Source organism: Pseudomonadota bacterium, assembly GCA_022361155.1.
In the GTDB taxonomy this organism is placed as follows: Bacteria; Myxococcota_A; Polyangia; order Polyangiales; family JAKSBK01; genus JAKSBK01.
Genome location: JAKSBK010000330.1, coordinates 1 through 17,604, shown reverse-complemented (window position 1 = coordinate 17,604; position 17,604 = coordinate 1). Strand labels below are relative to the sequence as shown.

Genomic DNA, 17,604 nt, shown 5'->3' with positions numbered 1-17,604 from the left:
TGTCGGTCGCTGGCAAGGCGCACCGACGATGACTGCGGTTCATTTCGATGCTGTGCAGCGCATATTCGAGGAGGTGCAACACCGCCAGCGGCCGTCAGAGCCGGCGGGAATCCATCATAATCCCTGGCAAGCGGTACTAGTAGCGTAGTCCTAGAGCAAGCCCCGCGGACCACTGCCGGGATACGCCGGGGGGTACGTCGGCGTCGGCACTGGGTTGGCGTAGATCCCACTGAACGGCGCCCGACCCGGTGAGCATGCGGTACCGAGCGTGTATGCCGATGGCGGTGCGCCAGCGGGCGGCCGTGAAACCAGCGAAGCGCTGTAGGTTGCTGTGATCGCTTCCATCGGCAATGCAGTTCGGGGGGGCACCCGGAAACTGGGCTGGCAACGGAACGCAGCTGGCCCAAGCGTCGGTATCCGGCGTGAGGTCGACCAGCGTCTCGGGAGTCCTGATCCATAGCGGGCCCAACGAAACATAGGGCGAAAGGCTTGCCACGTTCCAGATCGCAAGGGGCTTCGAGATCACGGCATCGAGCCCGTGCACGCTCGCGCCGATCACGGGCGAGCCGACCAGCGCCTGCGTCCATACGAGCAGGGCCAAGTCGGGCAATTGTCCCAACCCCGAGTGAAAGCCCTCGAAAGGCGTGCACTTGAGCGCCGCGCCCACCAGCCACAGGCCAGAGCCCCAACGCCGGGACAGCGCCCCGGCCAGCTCCAGACCGTAGGGGAGGCCCTTGCGAGCCTCCGCTCGCAACCACACGAGCGCTGCAGGCGGCGACGGGTTGCCCGCCGCAGCACCGCTCCCTGCGTCTTGCGTTGCCAGCTTCCAGTAGTCCGCTCGAGCGTCCAGCGCGGTCAGCGAGATCGTGGCCCCAGCGTCGAAGCCGCCGTACCCGATGCCACGCGCCGGAGTCTGTAGCGGCCAGGCCGCCGTGAACCCCAGTTGGGTTGCAAGCCTGCGAAACCGTGGTTGATCCGCACAGTAGCGGGGCCCGCCACCGGGATCCACGGAGACGCCGCAGCCCGGCTGCCCCGCCGCAATGCGAAACCGATGCAGCGCAAGACCCCTCTCGCCCGCACGGGCGGGATGGGGTAGCCACGTCAGCCCCAACGCAATCGCACCCAACGCAACCGCACAGGCGCCCATCCGCTGGACGTGGCAACGCCGACGAGCAATAAGCACGCCAGACCGTAGCACGCATGCCCGACACTCCGAAACTGCGCTGCAGGCCCCTTGAACCTCCCCTGCACGTCGTGCTGATGGAGCCGGAAATCCCTCCCAACACCGGCTCGGTCGCGCGCATCTGCGCGGCCACGTGCTCGCGCCTGCACCTGATCGAGCCGCTCGGTTTCCGCATCGACGAGCGAGCGCTGCGCAGGGCGGGCCTCGACTACTGGCACCTGGTCGAGCTCGAGGTGCACCACAGCTTCGAGCAATTCCGCCAGCGCAATCCCGGCCCGCGCCTGCACCTGTTCAGCTCGAACGCCGAGCAGAGCTACCTCTTGGCGGACCTGCGTGCAGGCGATGCGTTGGTGTTCGGCAGGGAATCGACCGGCTTGCCTCGAAGCCTGCTCCGAGCCCATCGACAGCATGTGTGGGGCTTGCCCACCAGCGGCGCCGTGCGCAGCCTCAACCTCGCCAATGCGGTCGCGATCGTGGTCTACGAAGCGCTGCGCCGCAACGGCGCGCTCGACCATACGTTCGTGGGTTAAGCCCTGGCTTGGCCTGGGCTCCCAAACCTGCGAGACTCTGGGCCGGTACCTCGCAAGGAGCGTTCAAGGATGACAAGCTCAAGACCCCGTGGCCCTAGTACAACGGCCCGGGAATTCGATCCGAATTCCTGGGCTGTTGTGCCTACAAGAAGTCCACGGATGCACCGGTTGCCGATCCGGATTCCGGAGCCGGGCCTCGCCACTCTTGGGGCCGGTTCCGGAACCCGGACCGAACTTGTGATCCGTGGTACCAGGCTCGAGTTCAGCACTCTGGGCGGCTGCAATCCCCGGGAAGACCGCCATTTCAGCGTTGCTCCCAGCATGGTGATCGCTCTGTGTGCAGCTTCCCTGGCCTTCGCGGCGTGCACCAAAGATGAGCACGCGCCGCATGAGGGCACGGACAAGCAGCACGCGCCATCACCCCAGCAGCCTGCGAACGAGCCGGCGGCCGCGGCCGCCCCGACCGCGAGGGACTTCGATCCGGCCAAGGAAGCCGAGCGGATCGAGGGACAGGTTCATTTCGTCGAGCCCAAGGACGGGGCGAGCGTGCGCGGCAAGCTGACCGAGGGCAAGGTGGCGGTCCCTGCAAAGATGGCGGTCGAGGGAATGAAGGTGCAGCCTGCGGGCGAGCCAGCAGCGGCCACCGGTCACCACCATATCATCGTAGGAGGCGACAGCTTCCCCGTGGGGCAGGTCATTCCGAACGACGCAACGCATCTGCACTTCGGCAAAGGGCAGACCGAAACGATCCTGAATCTCGCCCCGGGCAAGCACAAGCTCACCATGCAGTTCGCAGACGGCCTGCACCGTTCGTACGGCCCCAAGTGGAGCGCAAGCATCAACATCAACGTGGAAGCCGAAGAGGCCAGCGCCGAACACTAGCTACATGAGGGAAGCCCCTAGGACGAAGAACGCTGGGCTCCGGAGCGATGGCTGCGCTCCTTGTGGCGCTGCTCTTGGTGGAGCAACGCCGTCAGCGTCTCGAGCAGCGATCGCAGCTGGCGGCGGAAGTACTCCGGGCCGATTTCGTTGCGTTCGCGCTGCTCGCCTAGACGCTCGACCTGCTCGAGCAGCTGCTCCTTGCGCGCGCGAGCGGCCTTGCGCTGGCGCGCAGCGTCCCGCTCCGGATCGGAAGCGCTCAGCACGAAGCCCAAGGCGATGGCCAGCAGCGCCGCGCCGCTCGCAATCCAGCGCCAGGGGCCTGGCCCGGGAATGCCCTCGAGCGTGATCTTGACTCGTCTCAAGGGCGGATCCTGAGGCGTGCGTGTGATCTGCGTGGCCTGAAACTGCCGGCCTCGATCCTCGAACACCTGCGAGCCCGGAAAGCCCTCGGCTCGCAACACCATCCCCGGCGCGTAATCGCCGAGCACTCGGAAAGAATAGACCTTGAAGGGCACGTCCAGCGAAAGCTCGGCTCGCGCTCCCGGAAGGGGCACGTCAAAGCCCCAGGCCAGGGTCGTAGCGCCCGGCGGAAGGGAACCTGCAATCCGTATGCCTTCACCCCGCACGAAGGTGACCTTTTGGTCGCTCATGACCTCGCGGCTGCGAAACGCGAGCGCATCGTCGGGCAGCCGTAGCAACCGGCCTTGCGGCGGAAACACGTAGGTGGCCTGGCCCAGGTTCGCGAGCCTGACCTGTTGGTTGACCTTGAGCCGATCGTCGGCCACCTCGACCGACACCTGACCCAGCACGAGCAGAATCAAGCGCGCATCCCGCGTCACGGGCAGGCGCCGGAGCGTCACTTCGTAGCCCTGCTCCGCGGGCAGCCGAAACGGTGCGGCGGCATAGGTGGCTCCCTCGGAGCTGAGACTGACGCGGTAGGCCTGCTTGGCACCAGCACCAAGGCCGGAGAAACGCACCTGACCGGCCGCGTCGCTGCGCAACCGCTGCGAAACCCCCTTGCCGGTGGAGGTCAGGGTCCCCAGGCGCACTTCGGCACCAGCCACGGGGCGGTTCGCCGCGTCGAGCACCCGCACGTGGATCTCGCCCACGGGCACGCTGGAGCTGGACCGGGCGTGGGAGGCTGGCTGCGCGGCAGCGGTATGGCCGCCGGCGCCTGCACGATGCGGATCGACGTGCGGATCGACGGGCCGCTCGGCCGCGGCGGGCGTCCCATCGGGTTTTGGGGGCTTCGCCTCGAGCGCCCGCCGCATTTGCCGTTGATCGCGCACCTGCTGTCCGCGAACGATCAGGTCGCGCGGGCCTCGGGCCGGAGTCTTGGCCGGCGAGGGCGGAGGCGACTGGGCCGACACGGAGGCGACCAGGAGCGCGGCGATCGCATGGGCCGCGAGCCACCAGGGCGAGGCCGCCTTCATTGTTGGTCTCCGCCGGCGCGCGTATCGGGTGGGTCGGCGCCGGCGGCGGCCTGTGCGTTGTCCGGGCCGGCCGAATCGCCGTGCAGCGATGCGTGTTTGTCGGGCCGGGGCGGCGACGCTTCGGCTGGATCGAGCAAGGCGGCTGGATCGAGCAAGGCGGCTGGATCGAGCAAGGCGGCAAGACGCTCCGGAGGGGTATTGAGACGTCGTGCCACGAGCTTTTCAGCCAGGGGCCTGTGGCGGGCGGTCTGCTCGTCCAGGGCCTTCAACACGGCGCGCGCCCGGGCCCGATCGCGGCGTTCGAGCTGGGAATAGTCGCGGTCCGAGAGCTTGCCCACCGCGTGCTCGAACTCGATGTCCTTCAGGCTCTGAAGCAGCAGCTGTTTCTGTGCGAGCAGCTCCTGCCGCTCGGCCGCGGGACGCAGGGCCGGCCCTTTGCTCGTCGGGCCGCCATGCAGGGCGCGGATGCTCTGCCACAACGCCGACACGGCCGCGGCAAGCAAGAGGCCCATCAACACCAAGAAGCACAACGGCAGCAGCGACGTCACCTGGGCGACTCGCGATCGAGCCGTCTCAACTCCTCGTCGAGCGCGCGATCGTAGGCGTCCATGGCGTGGCCGCTTACTGAAGCGCGGGGCTCTCCGAGCTCGCCTGCGCCTCGACGCGCCCAGCGGCGTGCCAGCCAGAAGAGCCCCCCTGCGGCCAGTGCAAGCGCTGCCACAGGCACGGCCCATAGGGCCCGGTCAAGCCCCTCGTCGGCGGGGATCGCGAGTGCTTCGGCACCGAACTGCGCGCGATACTCGCGCTCGATCTGTGCAGGCTCCATCCCCGCGGCGAGCTTCTGTCTCACCTCGGCGCGCATATCGTCCGCCCACGAGCAGGCGCAGGTGGACAGCGGCAGGCGCTGGCATTCGCCGCACTGGCAAAGCAAGCGCGGAAACAAACGCCGCTCGGTAGGATTCTTGATCGCCACCGAACCGGCGTGCAAGCTGCTCGATCCCTGTGCCTGGCCCTGGGCCGCAAGTGGAGCCCACAGGCCAACGAAGGCCGCGATGCACAGCGCCACGAGCAGCGTCGCGGTGGCCACGGATCGCGCCCTGGGGCGCGCGAGGGCAGGTCTCGCGGCCTCGCCAAGCAGCTCCCGAACCGACGGCGACAAGCTGATGAAGGTGCCGATGAACATGACCAGCCCGCCGAGCCAGATCCACATCACAAAGGGCCTGACCTTGATCAGGAAGGTGCCAAGGCCGCTGTCGGGGCGGACCGTGTTCATGATCAAGTACAGATCGTGTTTGGGCGTCGAGCGAATCGCGACCTCGGTCGTCGCCTGACCCCTCGCCTTGGTGTAGATGAACTTGGCAGGAGCGACGCGATCCACGGTGCGGCCTTGCTCGAGCAGCGTCATGTCCGAGAACACCATGCGCTTGTTGGGATCGGCTTCCATCCGGCTGCCGTCGTAGCGCACGTCGTAGCCGCCCACCTGAACGCTTTGGCCCGGCCTCAGGGCCGCTTCCTTCTCGGTGTCGTAGGCCGCGCCGGTGAAGCCGAAGAACATCAAAGCTACTCCGAGGTGCACGATGTAGCCGCCGTAGCGGCGCTTGGCCTTGAACGTGAGCCGGAAGAGCGCGACCCAGGGGCTTTCACCACGCCTCTTGACCCGCACTGCCGCACCGCGCCAAAACTCCTGAGCGATTGCAGCGAAGACGAAGGCACAGAGCGACGACGAAACCACCGGCGCGACGGCGTAGACCGCCGCCAATGCCCGCCCGGTTGCCGTGTCGTAGATTTCATCGGACTCGACGTAGGCCGGATACCCGAGGCTCGGCCCGACGACGACGTGCAGCAGGCAGGTCACAAGCAGCGCGGCGCAGGGCAGCACCAGCACTCTAAGGAGGTAGCTGCCGGTGGCTTTGCGCCACGCCATCAGGGGACCAAAGCCCGTCAGAAAAAGCAGCACGAGCCCCAGGGGCACCATCCACTTGTTGTAGTAGCCGGGTCCCACGGTCACGGTCTCGTCTCGAAGCCACTCGCTCAAGAGCGGCCAGGTCGTGGCGATCAGAATGAAGAACGCCATGCCCATCAGAATCCAGTTGTTGAGCAGAAACGAGAAGTCGCGACTGAGCAGCGCGTCGATTCGGTTTTCGGCCTTCAGTTGGGGAAGCCGCCATACGATCAGCACGGCGCACAAAGCCACCAGGCCCCCCATGTACACGAGGAAGTAGCCGCCAAGGTCCGAGCGGGCAAACGAGTGAACACTGGCGATCAGGCCCGAACGGGTCAGAAACGTGCCAAAGATCGTCAAAAAGAAGGTCAAGCACAGCAGGAAGACGTTCCAGACTTTGAACATGCCGCGCCGCTCTTGCAGCATGACCGAGTGGATGTACGCGGTTCCTGTCAGCAGCGGCATGAAAGACGCGTTCTCGACGGGATCCCAGGCCCAATAGCCGCCCCAGCCGAGCTCCTCGTACGACCACATCATGCCGAGCAGGTTACCGGCAGCGAGCACGACCCACGCGAACACCGCCCAGCGCCGCACCGCGCCGATCCACTCGTTGCCGAGCCGTCCCGTGGCGAGTGCTGCAATCGCGAACGCGAAGGGCACAGACCAGCCCACCATGCCCGTGTAGAGGGTGGGCGGGTGGATGGTCATCCAGTAGTTCTGCAGCAAGGGGTTGAGCCCCTCGCCGTCGGGCGGCACGCCGGCCAGCTGCGTCGCAAAGGGATTGGCCGCAAAGAGCATGAGCACCAAGAAGAACATCAGGATGCTCATCAACGTCGCAAGAATATAGGGCTGCAATTCGGAGAGCCGATCGCGCAGCGAGCGCGTGCACACCACGGTGTACAGCGACAGGATGAACGACCACCACAAGAGCGAACCGTCTTGTCCGCCCCAAAGTGCGGTCCACAGGTACCACCAGGGCATCGAGCGATCGCTGTAGTGGGCCACATAGCGAATGCGAAAATCGTGAACCTGAAACGCGTAGGCCAGACCGAACACACCCACGGCCACGAAGGCGCAGGTCGCGTAGGTCCCGTAGCGAGCGGCCGGCAGCAGCTCCGAGCGACCACGACCCGCCAACACGGCGATGGCAAAAGTGTATCCGGCGCACGCAAGCACGGCGCACAGTATCAGGTTGCCGAATGCCGGGATCCCAGTGGCCATGGCACGAAGACCCGCTCACTCGAGCGGGTCTCCGCTGACCTTAGGGACTCGGAGCAGGCATGGCAACCACTTCACCTCGGCGCAACGAATCGCCAGCCCCTGCGCGCCGGTTCACGGAGTGTCCTGCGCCATTCTGCGTAACTCGCGCGCGTCCCTGCGACAGCCGGCATACGTCCAGTCTAGCAGCACCCTGGGCCCTAGGCGTTCTCCTCGAACTCGGCATCGATTACATCTCCCGGCTTCTTGTCCTGGGAGCCGCCTTGTCCCGCACCTTTTCCGTTGGATGGCTGGGCCGCGCCAGGGGCCGCGCCGCCCGGCGTAGCTCCCGTAGCCTGATAAGCAGCGGACGCGACATCGGCCATGATCTTCTCGAGCGCCTCGGTGCCGGTCTTGATGGCGGCTGCGTCCTGCTTGTCGATGGCGGAACGCAGCGTCGAAACGGCCTGCTTGGCCTGCTCGATCTTGTCTGCGGGGAGCTTGTCCTTGGCCTCCTCGAGTGCCTTTTCGACGGAGTAACATAGCTGGTCCGCCCGATTGCGTGCTTCGACCTCCTCGCGGCGCCGCTTGTCTTCTTCTTCGTGTGTCTTGGCATCGGTGACCATTCGCTCGATCTCGTTTTCGGACAGGCCGCTGGCCGCCGTGATGGTGATCTTCTGGTCCTTGCCCGTTGCTTCGTCCTTGGCGGTCACCGACAAGATGCCGTTGGCGTCGATGTCGAAGGTGACCTTGATCTTTGGCACGCCTCTCGGCGCAGGCATGATGCCTTCGAGGTGGAAGCGCCCGAGCGTGCGGTTGATGCGCGCTTCGGCACGCTCACCCTGCAGCACGTGGATCTCCACCTTGGTCTGAGTGTCCTCCGCGGTCGAGAAGACCTCGTCTCGACGGGTGGGAATGGTCGTGTTGCGCTGGATCAGCGTAGTCATGACGCCGCCCAGGGTCTCCACTCCGAGCGAGAGAGGCGTCACGTCCAACAGGACCATATCCTTGACGTCACCGGACAGGACCCCGGCTTGAACCGCCGCCCCCACGGCCACTACCTCGTCCGGATTGACGCCCTTGTGGGGCTCCTTGCCGAAGTACTTGGTCACCGCCTCCTGCACTTTGGGAATGCGGGTGCTGCCGCCCACCAAGACGATCTCGTCGATGTCCTTGGGGGACCTGCTCGCATCGGCCAGCGCCTTTTTCACGGGCTCCAGCGTTCGCGCGATCAGGTCCTCGATCATCGATTCGAGCTTGGCACGCGTCAGGCGAATATTCAGGTGCTTCGGGCCGGACGCGTCCGCTGTGAGGAAGGGCAGATTGACCGTCGTTTCCAACTTGGACGAAAGCTCGATCTTCGCCTTCTCCGCGGCATCCTTGAGCCTCTGCACCACCATCTTGTCACTGGAGACATCGATGCCCTGATCCTTCTTGAACTCTCCAATCAGAAAATCGATGACGCGGTCGTCCAGGTCGTCGCCCCCGAGCTGGGTGTCACCGTTGGTGCTGATGACCTGCACCACGTTGTCGCTCACCTCGAGAATCGAGATGTCGAAGGTGCCGCCTCCGAAATCGTATACCGCGATCACCTCGTCGTTCTTCTTGTCCAGCCCATACGCCAGGGCCGCCGCGGTCGGCTCGTTAACGATGCGCTTGACATCGAGGCCGGCGATCTTGCCTGCATCCTTCGTGGCCTGCCGCTGCGAGTCGTTGAAGTAGGCGGGTACGGTTATCACGGCCTCGCTCACCGGCTCGCCCAGGTAATTCTCGGCGGCCTTCTTGAGCTTGCGCAGCACGTGCGCCGAAACCTCGGGCGGCGCAAGACCCTTACCTTTCACGACCATGCCTACATCGCCGTTGCTGCGGCGCTCGACTTTGTAGGGCACACGGCGGATGTCGTCGCCGACCTCTTCGAACCGGCGCCCAATGAAGCGCTTGGCCGAGTAGACCGTTCCTTCGGGATTGGTGATAGCCTGGCGCTTGGCGATCTGTCCTACCAGCACCTCGCCCTGATCGTCCCAGCCCACGATGGACGGCGTTACGCGGTCTCCCTCCTCGTTGACGATCACCTTGGGGTCCTTGCCCTCCATGATCGCCACCACCGAGTTGGTGGTTCCCAGGTCGATACCGATAATCTTTCCCATCGTTTAGCTGCCTCCATGGCCGGCGCGGCGCGAACCTGCGCGAGCCTGCGCCCGGCCTGTGCCGACACCCCCTCAGGCTCGAGGCCAACCTAACCAGTACGGCGGGCGCGTCAAGAGGCCCGCCAGCGCACGACGTGGCGATGGTATGTTGGCCCGACGCCCGGGGTCACGCTTTGCGTGCTACACGGAGCGCTCGGATCGGATGGCACCGCGGGAAACAGCACGGGCGGCCGGGCGCGGCTTGTTGTGGATCACGAGCGCCAAGCTCTACTTCATCCTGGCGGGCTACACCGTGCAGCTGGCCCTGCCCCGCCTGTTCGGGTCGGCGGCAACCTTCGGGCTCTATTCCACGGCCATGAGCCAGGCGGCCATCGTCAACAACGTGCTGATCGCGGCCACGCTGCAGACCGTCAGCAAGCACGTCAGCGAGGACGCCGAGCACGCGGCGGCACGCCTGCGTCAAGGACTGCGGGTGCAGCTTGTATTGGGACTTGTGCTGTGCGGCCTCGTGCTGGCTCTGGCGCCCCTGATCGCCGAGCTCATCCTGGACGACGCGATCGAGCCCTTGTTGCGCATCGCGTCCGCGGTGGTCTTCTGCTACGCGCTGTACGCCGCATTGATCGGCTCGCTCAACGGCCGCCAGCTGTTTCGGCGCCAAGCGCAGCTCGACATGCTGTTCACGACGCTCAGGACCATCGGCATCCTGGGCTGCGCTGCGGCTGGCCTGGGAGTCGTTGGAGCCATGATGGGGTTCGCGGGCGCGGCGATGGTACTGCTGGTGGTGTCGCTGGCCCTCGTGGGCACCGGAACGCGCGGGCATAGCCACGTGCCGTGGAAGCGCTGGCTGGGGTTCATGGCGCCGCTGTGGGTCTACCAGGGCTTCCTCAATGGCGCGCTGCAAATCGACCTATCGGTGCTCAAGCGCACGGTTGCCGAGCTGGCCATCGCGCAGGGCGCCCTGGCCGATATCGCCAGGCACCAAGCTTCGAGCTATGTAGGCTACTACAAAGCAGCGCAAACCTTCGCTTTCGTTCCCTACCAGCTGGTGCTGTCGGTCACCTTCGTCGTGTTCCCCATGGTGTCCATGGCGATCCAGGGAGGCGAACACGAGCAGGCGCGCACCTACATCCGCGCGGCCATGCGCTTTTCGCTCCTCGTGCTGGTGGCGGTCGCAGCGCCCATCGCAGGAGCAGCGAGGGGGGTCATGTTGCTGGCCTATCAGCCCGACTACGTGGTGGGCGCACCGGCGTTGACGGTGCTGATCATCGGGATCGTGATGTTCGCGCTGTTCGTCGTGGCCGCGACCGTGCTGAGCGGCTCCGGCAGCCCGCGGACTGCCGCCACGATCGCGGGCACGTCCCTGCTCGTGGTGATGCTGGCCGTACACTCGCTCGTCCGCTGGGTTGGTGTGGGCGAGCACACCCTGGTGGCTGCTGCATGCGGCACCTCCGCGGGAACGGCATTTGCGCTGGCTGCTTCGGGCGTCTCTGTTTTCGGCCGCTTTGGGACCTTCATCCCTATCCTCAGCGTGCTCAGAGCCCTTTGCGCAGGAGCACTCGCCTACGCCTCAGCCCACTTCCTACCCCATGAAAGCAAGCTGCAAACCTTGGTCGCGCTCGCTGCGGGTGCTGCGGTGTACGGTGCCGCGCTGGTGGTAACGCGCGAACTGGGCCGGCAGGATCTGCAGGCGGTTGTCACGCTGGTGCGCCGGGATTCCCGGCCCCCCGGGCGCTAGCCTGGCCATTGCTAGAACGATTCTACGGGAGCTTCAAGCGAGGCCGCTGCGCTGCTTCCCACGGTCCCCGCGATCTTCGCGATCAGCTCTACGCGGGAATGCACTCCGAGCTTGGAGTAAATGCGCTTCAAAGATTATTTTGATGTGGGACGACCGTGTGTGTCAATGTCCCAAGATGGTGGTCGGGCTCGCCCATGAGGAACCAATGTGGTTTCGGTGTGTTGCAGCCCATGGCACCATGGCAGGTGACCGGTCGGGGTCGCTTCGGCGGCTGGCGGGCGGGTGCTTCGTTGCATCCCTCGGACGAAGGAGCTATCGATGAGCGCCGATGCCTATGTACCGTGTCGCCATCATCGGTTCCGGCCCTGCTGGCCACACCGCCGCCATCTATGCGGCGAGGGCCAACCTCGAGCCGCTTTGCATCGAAGGGCTTGTCAGCGGCGGAATTCCCGGAGGACAGCTGATGATCACCACCGACGTGGAAAACTATCCAGGTTTTCCAGAAGGCATCGGTGGTCCCGAGCTCATGGCGAGCTTCAAGCGCCAAGGCGAACGCTTCGGCACACGCTATGTGACCGCGGACGTTGAGCGCGTCGATTTCTCCCGCCGGCCTTTCAGGCTTTGGGCGGAAGAGCAATGCTACGAGGCTCAGGCGGTGATCGTCGCCACCGGGGCACGAGCTCGTTGGTTGGGGCTCGACAGCGAAGCGGCCCTTCAGAACCGGGGCGTCAGCGCGTGCGCGACCTGCGACGGCTATTTCTTCAGGGATCAGGACGTGGCGGTCGTCGGAGGCGGAGACACCGCCATGGAGGAAGCGACCTATTTGGCGGGCTTGTGCAAGAGCGTCACGGTCATCCACCGCCGCGATTGCTTGCGAGCCTCGAGCATCATGCAGGAGCGGGCGCGCAAGCATCCCAAGATCCACTTCCTGTGGAACACCATCGTGACCGCCGTCGAGGATCCCGACAAGGGCGCCGTCACCGGCCTTGCTCTAAGGCGCACGGACAGCGGGCAGACGAGCCGCTTGCCGGTAAAGGGCCTGTTCGTTGCGATTGGCCACACGCCGAATACGGAGCTCTTTGGCGAGCAGCTTGAGCTCGATGGACAGTCCTACATCGAGACCGTGCCGGGAACGACACGCACCAGCATCGAAGGGGTATTCGCCTGCGGCGACGTGCAGGACCGCGTTTACCGCCAGGCCGTGACCGCCGCGGGCAGCGGCTGCATGGCGGCGATGGAAGCCGAACGCTGGCTCGCAGCCCGGGAGCTGTAACGTTCACGGCGGGCTGAACGATCATCAAAGGAGGCGCGATCCGAGTGTGAAGGCTACTCGTACGCCGGCGCAGCGGCAGTGTCTTCGCTGGCCGGCCGCGCCATCGCTTGGGATTCCTGCGTGACGGCGTTGCGTTGCTGCAGGCCCGAGGGATCCCGCTCGAACGACTCGAGCTCCTTGGCGATGCGCCTGAGGTAGGTCTCTCTGATATGGAAGGGAAGAAAGGCGGCTTTGAATCCATTGAGGATGATGCGAATGATGTCCTTGGCCTCGAGGCCCATCTTGCTGTGGCACAGCCACAGCTCCCTGGACGCGGTCGTGTTGGTGATCAAGCGATTATCCGTGTTGACGGTAACGCGCAGCCCAAGATCGTGATAGAGTTTTAGGGGATGGGTAGCGAAATCGCGCACTGCGCCCGTTTGCACGTTGGACGAGGGACAACACTCCAGCGCGATACGGTGATCGTTGACATAGTGAAGCAGGTCGCCATCTTCACGTAGGCGACAGCCGTGGCCGATACGGTGTGCGCCGCACACGTGAATGGCCTGCGCGATCGATTCGGGACCGAAAGCTTCTCCAGCGTGAATCGTACAGTTGATGTTGTTGTTGCGAATCAGCTGGAACGCCTCACGATGATGCTTGGCGGGATGATCGTACTCGGCCCCTGCGAGATCGAACCCGACCACGCCGCGGTTCTTATAGGCCACAGCCAGCTGCGCCATTTCGAGCGACGACTCGGCAGAGATATTGCGAATGCCGCAGATGATGACACTGGACTCGATGCCCCGTTGGTCCCCGGCGTCCCGCAGGCCTGCCAGCACGGCCTCGACTACCGCGGCCAAGCGCAGTCCCGTCCGGGTGTGCAACATGGGCGCATAGCGCACTTCCATGTAGCGAACGTGCTCGAGCGCGGCGTCCTCTGCCAGCTCGAAAGCGACCCGGTACAGCGCCTGCTCGGTCTGCAATACCTGCAGTGTGACCTCGAATGCCTTCAGGTAGTCGACCAGGGAGCCCGTGTGCTCGCCGCAATGCAATAGCTTGGCGAGCTCTTCGGGGGTCTCACAGGGAAGCTTGATCCCCGCCTGTTCGCCCAATTCGAGAATCGTCGACAAGCGCAGCGAGCCGTCCAAATGTACATGCAGGTCTGTCTTGGGCAGCTGCTTGAAGACGGACAGCGGAAGGCTCACCAAGCTTCAGCATAGCGGAGCGGGGACAGGCCCGCCAGCGTGCATGGGGTCACCGATCGGGCCGGGAAGCTGGATCACAGGCGCTGGCGCAGGGTCGAAACGACCCGCTCGAGCTCACCCGCGTGCAGGCTCACCACGGTGGGCATGCCACCGTGCAGGCCCAGGATGTCGAGCAGGTCGATGCCGCTGTCAAAGCGGGCCGCGACGGTTAGTGTCTGTGCATCGTGCACCAGCGACACGCGCGCGCAGCGCTGCCCGAGCAACAGCAGCAGGGTCTTGTCGTAAGGGCGTCGGGCCTCGCGGGCGTCGAGGAGCGCCAGCTTTCCGTCCACCTGGTAGCCCTTGGCCAAACGGCGTGCTTCGTGCTCCAGCGGAAGCAGCTGGTCGGCGGCCTGCGAGATGCGCTCGTACAGGCCCTGATCAAGCGCGCCGCCGGCCAAAAAGCGTACGATTAGACCGCGCAACGCCTCGTCCCGGTAGCGCGCCCTCAAGGCGCGGTCGATGCGATCCGCTAGCGGTCCGGGCTTGCCGATGCGGGTGTCGATGGCGTGCGCGTCCATATCGGCGCCTTGGTAAGGTTCGCGTCCTGCGCGCATCCACTTGGCAGCCGAACACAATCCGTCAAAGTCGGTATGACAGCAGATGGTATCCACCGACCCGATGCGGGTCACCAGCTCCGGGGTGATCATCTCGGGACAGGCCCCGTGCTCGGCTTTGGTGCTGAGAACGAAGCGCGGATCGTCGCTGTACTGCGCGTGCTTGACGTGGTCGTGGTGATCCACCCACACAGCCAGGCGCTCGCCGAGCTCCTCGATGAAGGGCAGCGTCGTCCGCTCGAAGCTGGCCCCTGCGCTGCCGGCCGCGAACGCGATATCCAGCACCACGACGCGGCCTGCCAGATGCTTTGGCTTGGGCAGCTTCCGGGGGGTGCCGAAAGCCAGGATCGGAAAACGCATTCGAGTCACCATGGACTCGACGCGCGGCAGCGGCAAGCTCACCGCTGCGAGGCGGCCTTTGCTTGCTTGCCCAGCGCGCCGGTGGAACGCTTCGAGGCCGGGTTTGCCCGAGCAGCTCCGGCAACGCGTGACGCGCCCTTGGCTGTCTTGGCCGCGGCACCGCGGGAGGTCGATTTGGGTGGTTGCGCTCCTGCTTGCGAAGCCGGCTGCTGTTCGAGCCCCACGACCATGGCGGCATCGTCGCTGACTTCGCGCGAGATCGATTTGGGCAGCTGCACCCAAGTCCGGGTGGCCTCGGTCTTGGCGTAGTAGAACGTGTCTCGGCTCAAGCGAACACGCACCATCTGCAGCTTGCCTTGCTGCTTGCCCTTGAGAAAGTAGCTGACCTCGGCGACCGCTGCCGTCTCTAGCTGATCTGCCTGCTGCTCCTCGGTAAGGTCGCTGCCCGGCTGCCCGTCGAGGGCGACGTACGTCAACCCGCTGAGCCGGGCCACTTTGGCCAGCCAGTTGCCAAAGAGCTCGTTACGGCGGTCTGGAGCGGCGGCGTCGACCCACAGCGACTTGCCGGGGGTCAATCTGTTACGTTGCAGCAGCCTCCGCTCTTTGCCTTGAACGACGATGCGCACCTCGTCCACGTCCTTGGATTCGAAGGCATGCAGCTGCTTTTGCATGAAGCGCCATTCGGCTCCTTCAAGCTCTCGCACCACGGCCGACGGCAGCAGGTAGACCGTCTGCCCGCTGGGCCGCCGGGCGTAGTTGTTGCCTGCACCGTAGGTCGCTGCGCCGATCTCCAACTCGTACTTCTTGCCGCCGCAGGTCAGTACGAGCTTTTTTTCGGGCTTGTCGAGGCCGAACTCCTTGAGCTCCTCCTTGCCGATCTTCCCTAGCGAGCGCAACGCCCGCAAAGGCGTGTAGCGCTTGAGGAGATCCTGGAATTTTTCGTTTGCCAAGAAGGACTGAACGCGGTGCGTGGCGCCCTTGGGCTCACCACCCGGCCCAAGCTTGCGTTTGGTGGTGATCCAGTGGATCGGATCGCCTTGGTGGGTCATGGCCTTGACGTCGATGCTACGCCAGTCGTTGGAAACCCTGACCCGTTCGAAGCTGGCCCCGGGACAATCCACCACGGCCACTTCACTGCGTGCGTAGGTCTGCTCCTCCTCGCGTGTCCAGGTCAGGTAGGCAGCCACAAGCCCCGCTGCGGCCAGCGCCCCGTGTACCAGCGAGCTCTTCATGCCGTCGCCTCCCCCTTCTGTCGCCTGCGACGCGCGATCCATACCCCGAGCAGCAGGATGGGCGCCGGCACCGCAAAGGTGGTGGCGTAGAACCAGAGCTTGTCCTTCTCCTGGGTGTGCTCGATCGGAACGTCTTCCTCGCTGGACACCTCCCCCGACAGCTTCTCTTCGCCGATCAGCCAAGCCAGCGCGTCCACGAAAAGCAGGCTGTTGCCTGCGTTGCGCACCAGCCGGTCGCTCACGAGGTCGCCGTCGCCGATGATCACAACGCGGCCTTCGTGGCCCTCCTTCCTCGGAAACGTCACGGCGGCTGCCAGCTGCAGCGTTTCGTGCGGCTCCGCCGAATCGCGCACGTTGTTGGCGTTGAGATCGCGCCAAAAGTCGCCCGCGCCTCGCAATGTGAACACGACGGTGGGTTCGGGTGTGACCTTGTTGTCGACCTTGGCGAACGCGCTGCCCCGGTAGAGCACCGTGGCGACCTCCCTCGAATGGCGCGACATCGTGGTTACCGAAGCGTGGCTGGAATAGCGGTTGCTGAACACGATGGTGTGGTCGGCCGCCGTATGCGTCTTGCGCATGTGGTGTTTGTCACTCGCTACCACGCCCGGCAATTGCTTGAGCCCCAAACCCGACAGAAGGGCGGTGAGCCCGTGGTCGGCGTCCGCATCGAGCAGCAACAGCAGGCGGCCACCCTGACGGGCGAATTCGAGCAGCGCCAACGCCTCCTCCTCCAGGAAGCTATCCTCCGGTCCAAGCACCGCGATCGCGCCCGACGGGTCGGGCACCGTCGCCGCCAAGTCCTGTCCAAAGCGCAGCTGTTCGAGCCTCACATTGAGTCGCCTCAGCACCTTCTTCAAGCCATTGATGCCCTCACCCGGAGCTCTCGTCTCCTTTTGGGCGTTGCGCTCACCATGGCCGACAGTCAGCCACAAGCTGCGCGGCACGAGTGTCAGTTTGGTGAGATGCTGCTGCACCGTAGCGTCGAGCTTCTTGAGCACCGAGCGCGCGGCCGCCAGATCGGTGCCCACCCTGAAGGACTCGCCCCGGGCGTTGTCGAAGGGATCCGGGTCCTTTTTGCTTCCCTTGCCTGTGGGCTTGCCGCCGCCGTCTGTGCTGTCGTCACGCGGCTTGGTCTCGCCGCCCAGCAAGAACAGCACCTCGCCGTTGTCTCGGATGCGATGCTTCTTGGCCAAGCCGGGAACCATGGCGTGGTCCACGACCTCGACCGATATCCGCTCCGAGAGCTTGCTCAGCTCGCCGAAGTACGGCCTGAGCTGGCCGAGCACATCGTTCGCTCCAGCAAAGAAGAGCATCACCCGAACGGGCCGCTCCAGGGACGCGACCAGCTTGCGCGTGGCCTCGCCCGGACGCGTCGTCTTGAAGTACGACAGATCGCGCCTTACGTCGCGTTCGGAAGCCACGTAGTTGGCGGAAAGGAGAAACACGGCCGAAAACTCCAGTGTCAGGCCCGCATGTGCCGCGGTGCTGACGCGCCGCAGCTCGACCGAGTCTGCGACCGGCATGCGGACATAGACGAGCTCCATGAACAGCAAAGCCGCCAGCGCAACGATCATGACAGAGGGCCACAGCGCGCCGAGCGAGCCGCGCACGCGCGAGGTCGCCGCGTCATCGAGCCCCACCATTTCCATGGCCGGGGCTGTGGACATCGCGTACAGCAGCAACGCGACCATCACGCCCACGTAGCTGAACAACAGGCGCAGCTCCACCTGCCTGGCATCGCCCTGCGCCCGGCTGAGCGTCAGCACGCGAAGCGCGCTGCCCAACAGGACCAGGGCCGCGCCCGCCCCCGAACAGATCAAGCGTGAATCGCCCGTGCCAAACAAGCGCTCGCCGGTCCACAGCAGCGCAAGGCCGGCCAGCAACAGAGCGCTGGGCAATGCACCGGT

At 65.2% G+C, this 17,604-nt stretch carries 13 protein-coding genes; 4 read left to right on the top strand and 9 right to left on the bottom strand.

Features of this window, described 5'->3' with window-relative positions:
- Positions 1 to 136 precede the first annotated feature (136 nt).
- Positions 137 to 1,147 (bottom strand): hypothetical protein, encoded by a 1,011-nt coding sequence (locus MJD61_13010; protein ID MCG8556188.1) that lies wholly within the window; start codon positions 1,145 to 1,147, stop codon positions 137 to 139.
- A gap of 53 nt (positions 1,148 to 1,200) precedes the next feature.
- Between MJD61_13010 and MJD61_13005 the strand changes: the two genes are divergently transcribed.
- Positions 1,201 to 1,713, top strand: coding sequence for a tRNA (cytidine(34)-2'-O)-methyltransferase (locus MJD61_13005; GenBank protein ID MCG8556187.1), 513 nt, complete (start codon positions 1,201 to 1,203; stop codon positions 1,711 to 1,713).
- A 237-nt stretch (positions 1,714 to 1,950) separates the two neighbouring features.
- Positions 1,951 to 2,595, top strand: coding sequence for a DUF4399 domain-containing protein (locus MJD61_13000; GenBank protein ID MCG8556186.1), 645 nt, complete (start codon positions 1,951 to 1,953; stop codon positions 2,593 to 2,595).
- A 17-nt stretch (positions 2,596 to 2,612) separates the two neighbouring features.
- Here the strand turns inward: MJD61_13000 and MJD61_12995 are convergent, their stop codons facing one another.
- From MJD61_12995 to dnaK, 4 genes are all read right to left on the bottom strand, one after another.
- Positions 2,613 to 4,028 carry a carboxypeptidase-like regulatory domain-containing protein gene (locus MJD61_12995; GenBank protein ID MCG8556185.1) on the bottom strand — a complete coding sequence of 472 codons (1,416 nt, stop codon included), beginning with the start codon at positions 4,026 to 4,028 and terminating at the stop codon, positions 2,613 to 2,615.
- On the bottom strand, positions 4,025 to 4,576 hold the full coding sequence (locus MJD61_12990; protein ID MCG8556184.1) for a hypothetical protein: 552 nt from the start codon (positions 4,574 to 4,576) through the stop codon (positions 4,025 to 4,027). Before MJD61_12990 ends, MJD61_12995 begins: the two co-directional genes overlap by 4 nt.
- Positions 4,573 to 7,191, bottom strand: coding sequence for a cytochrome c biogenesis protein CcsA (ccsA, locus tag MJD61_12985; protein MCG8556183.1), 2,619 nt, complete (start codon positions 7,189 to 7,191; stop codon positions 4,573 to 4,575). The genes MJD61_12990 and ccsA overlap by 4 nt, the downstream gene beginning before the upstream one ends.
- A 197-nt stretch (positions 7,192 to 7,388) precedes the next feature.
- Positions 7,389 to 9,314, bottom strand: coding sequence for a molecular chaperone DnaK (gene dnaK, locus MJD61_12980; protein ID MCG8556182.1), 1,926 nt, complete (start codon positions 9,312 to 9,314; stop codon positions 7,389 to 7,391).
- A 145-nt stretch (positions 9,315 to 9,459) separates the two neighbouring features.
- Between dnaK and MJD61_12975 the strand changes: the two genes are divergently transcribed.
- The gene (locus MJD61_12975; protein ID MCG8556181.1) at positions 9,460 to 11,049 is read left to right on the top strand and encodes a lipopolysaccharide biosynthesis protein; all 1,590 of its coding nucleotides are present in this window, start codon (positions 9,460 to 9,462) and stop codon (positions 11,047 to 11,049) included.
- 328 nt (positions 11,050 to 11,377) lie between these two features.
- Entirely contained in the window at positions 11,378 to 12,322 is a 945-nt protein-coding gene (gene trxB, locus MJD61_12970) for a thioredoxin-disulfide reductase (protein MCG8556180.1), read from the top strand.
- Positions 12,323 to 12,375: 53 nt separating this feature from the next.
- Here trxB and add read toward each other — a convergent pair whose 3' ends face one another.
- The 4 genes from add to MJD61_12950 all read right to left on the bottom strand — a co-directional run.
- A complete protein-coding gene (gene add, locus MJD61_12965) occupies positions 12,376 to 13,512 on the bottom strand; it encodes an adenosine deaminase (protein ID MCG8556179.1) in 1,137 nt (378 codons plus the stop codon).
- Positions 13,513 to 13,583: 71 nt separating this feature from the next.
- The gene (locus MJD61_12960) at positions 13,584 to 14,507 is read right to left on the bottom strand and encodes a hypothetical protein (protein ID MCG8556178.1); all 924 of its coding nucleotides are present in this window, start codon (positions 14,505 to 14,507) and stop codon (positions 13,584 to 13,586) included.
- Positions 14,504 to 15,697, bottom strand: coding sequence for a DUF4340 domain-containing protein (locus MJD61_12955; protein ID MCG8556177.1), 1,194 nt, complete (start codon positions 15,695 to 15,697; stop codon positions 14,504 to 14,506). The genes MJD61_12960 and MJD61_12955 overlap by 4 nt, the downstream gene beginning before the upstream one ends.
- Positions 15,694 to 17,604: hypothetical protein (locus tag MJD61_12950; GenBank protein ID MCG8556176.1), on the bottom strand; the 1,911-nt coding region annotated here is incomplete at its 5' end. The genes MJD61_12955 and MJD61_12950, both read right to left, overlap by 4 nt.

Coding starts and splice junctions, on each gene's coding strand:
- ccsA (MCG8556183.1), bottom strand. CDS start 7,191: ATGGCCACTGGGATCCCGGCATTCGGCAACCTGATACTGTGCGCCGTG.
- MJD61_13005 (MCG8556187.1), top strand. CDS start 1,201: ATGCCCGACACTCCGAAACTGCGCTGCAGGCCCCTTGAACCTCCCCTG.
- MJD61_12975 (MCG8556181.1), top strand. CDS start 9,460: ATGTTGGCCCGACGCCCGGGGTCACGCTTTGCGTGCTACACGGAGCGC.
- trxB (MCG8556180.1), top strand. CDS start 11,378: ATGCCTATGTACCGTGTCGCCATCATCGGTTCCGGCCCTGCTGGCCAC.
- dnaK (MCG8556182.1), bottom strand. CDS start 9,314: ATGGGAAAGATTATCGGTATCGACCTGGGAACCACCAACTCGGTGGTG.
- MJD61_12995 (MCG8556185.1), bottom strand. CDS start 4,028: ATGAAGGCGGCCTCGCCCTGGTGGCTCGCGGCCCATGCGATCGCCGCG.
- MJD61_12955 (MCG8556177.1), bottom strand. CDS start 15,697: ATGAAGAGCTCGCTGGTACACGGGGCGCTGGCCGCAGCGGGGCTTGTG.
- MJD61_13010 (MCG8556188.1), bottom strand. CDS start 1,147: ATGGGCGCCTGTGCGGTTGCGTTGGGTGCGATTGCGTTGGGGCTGACG.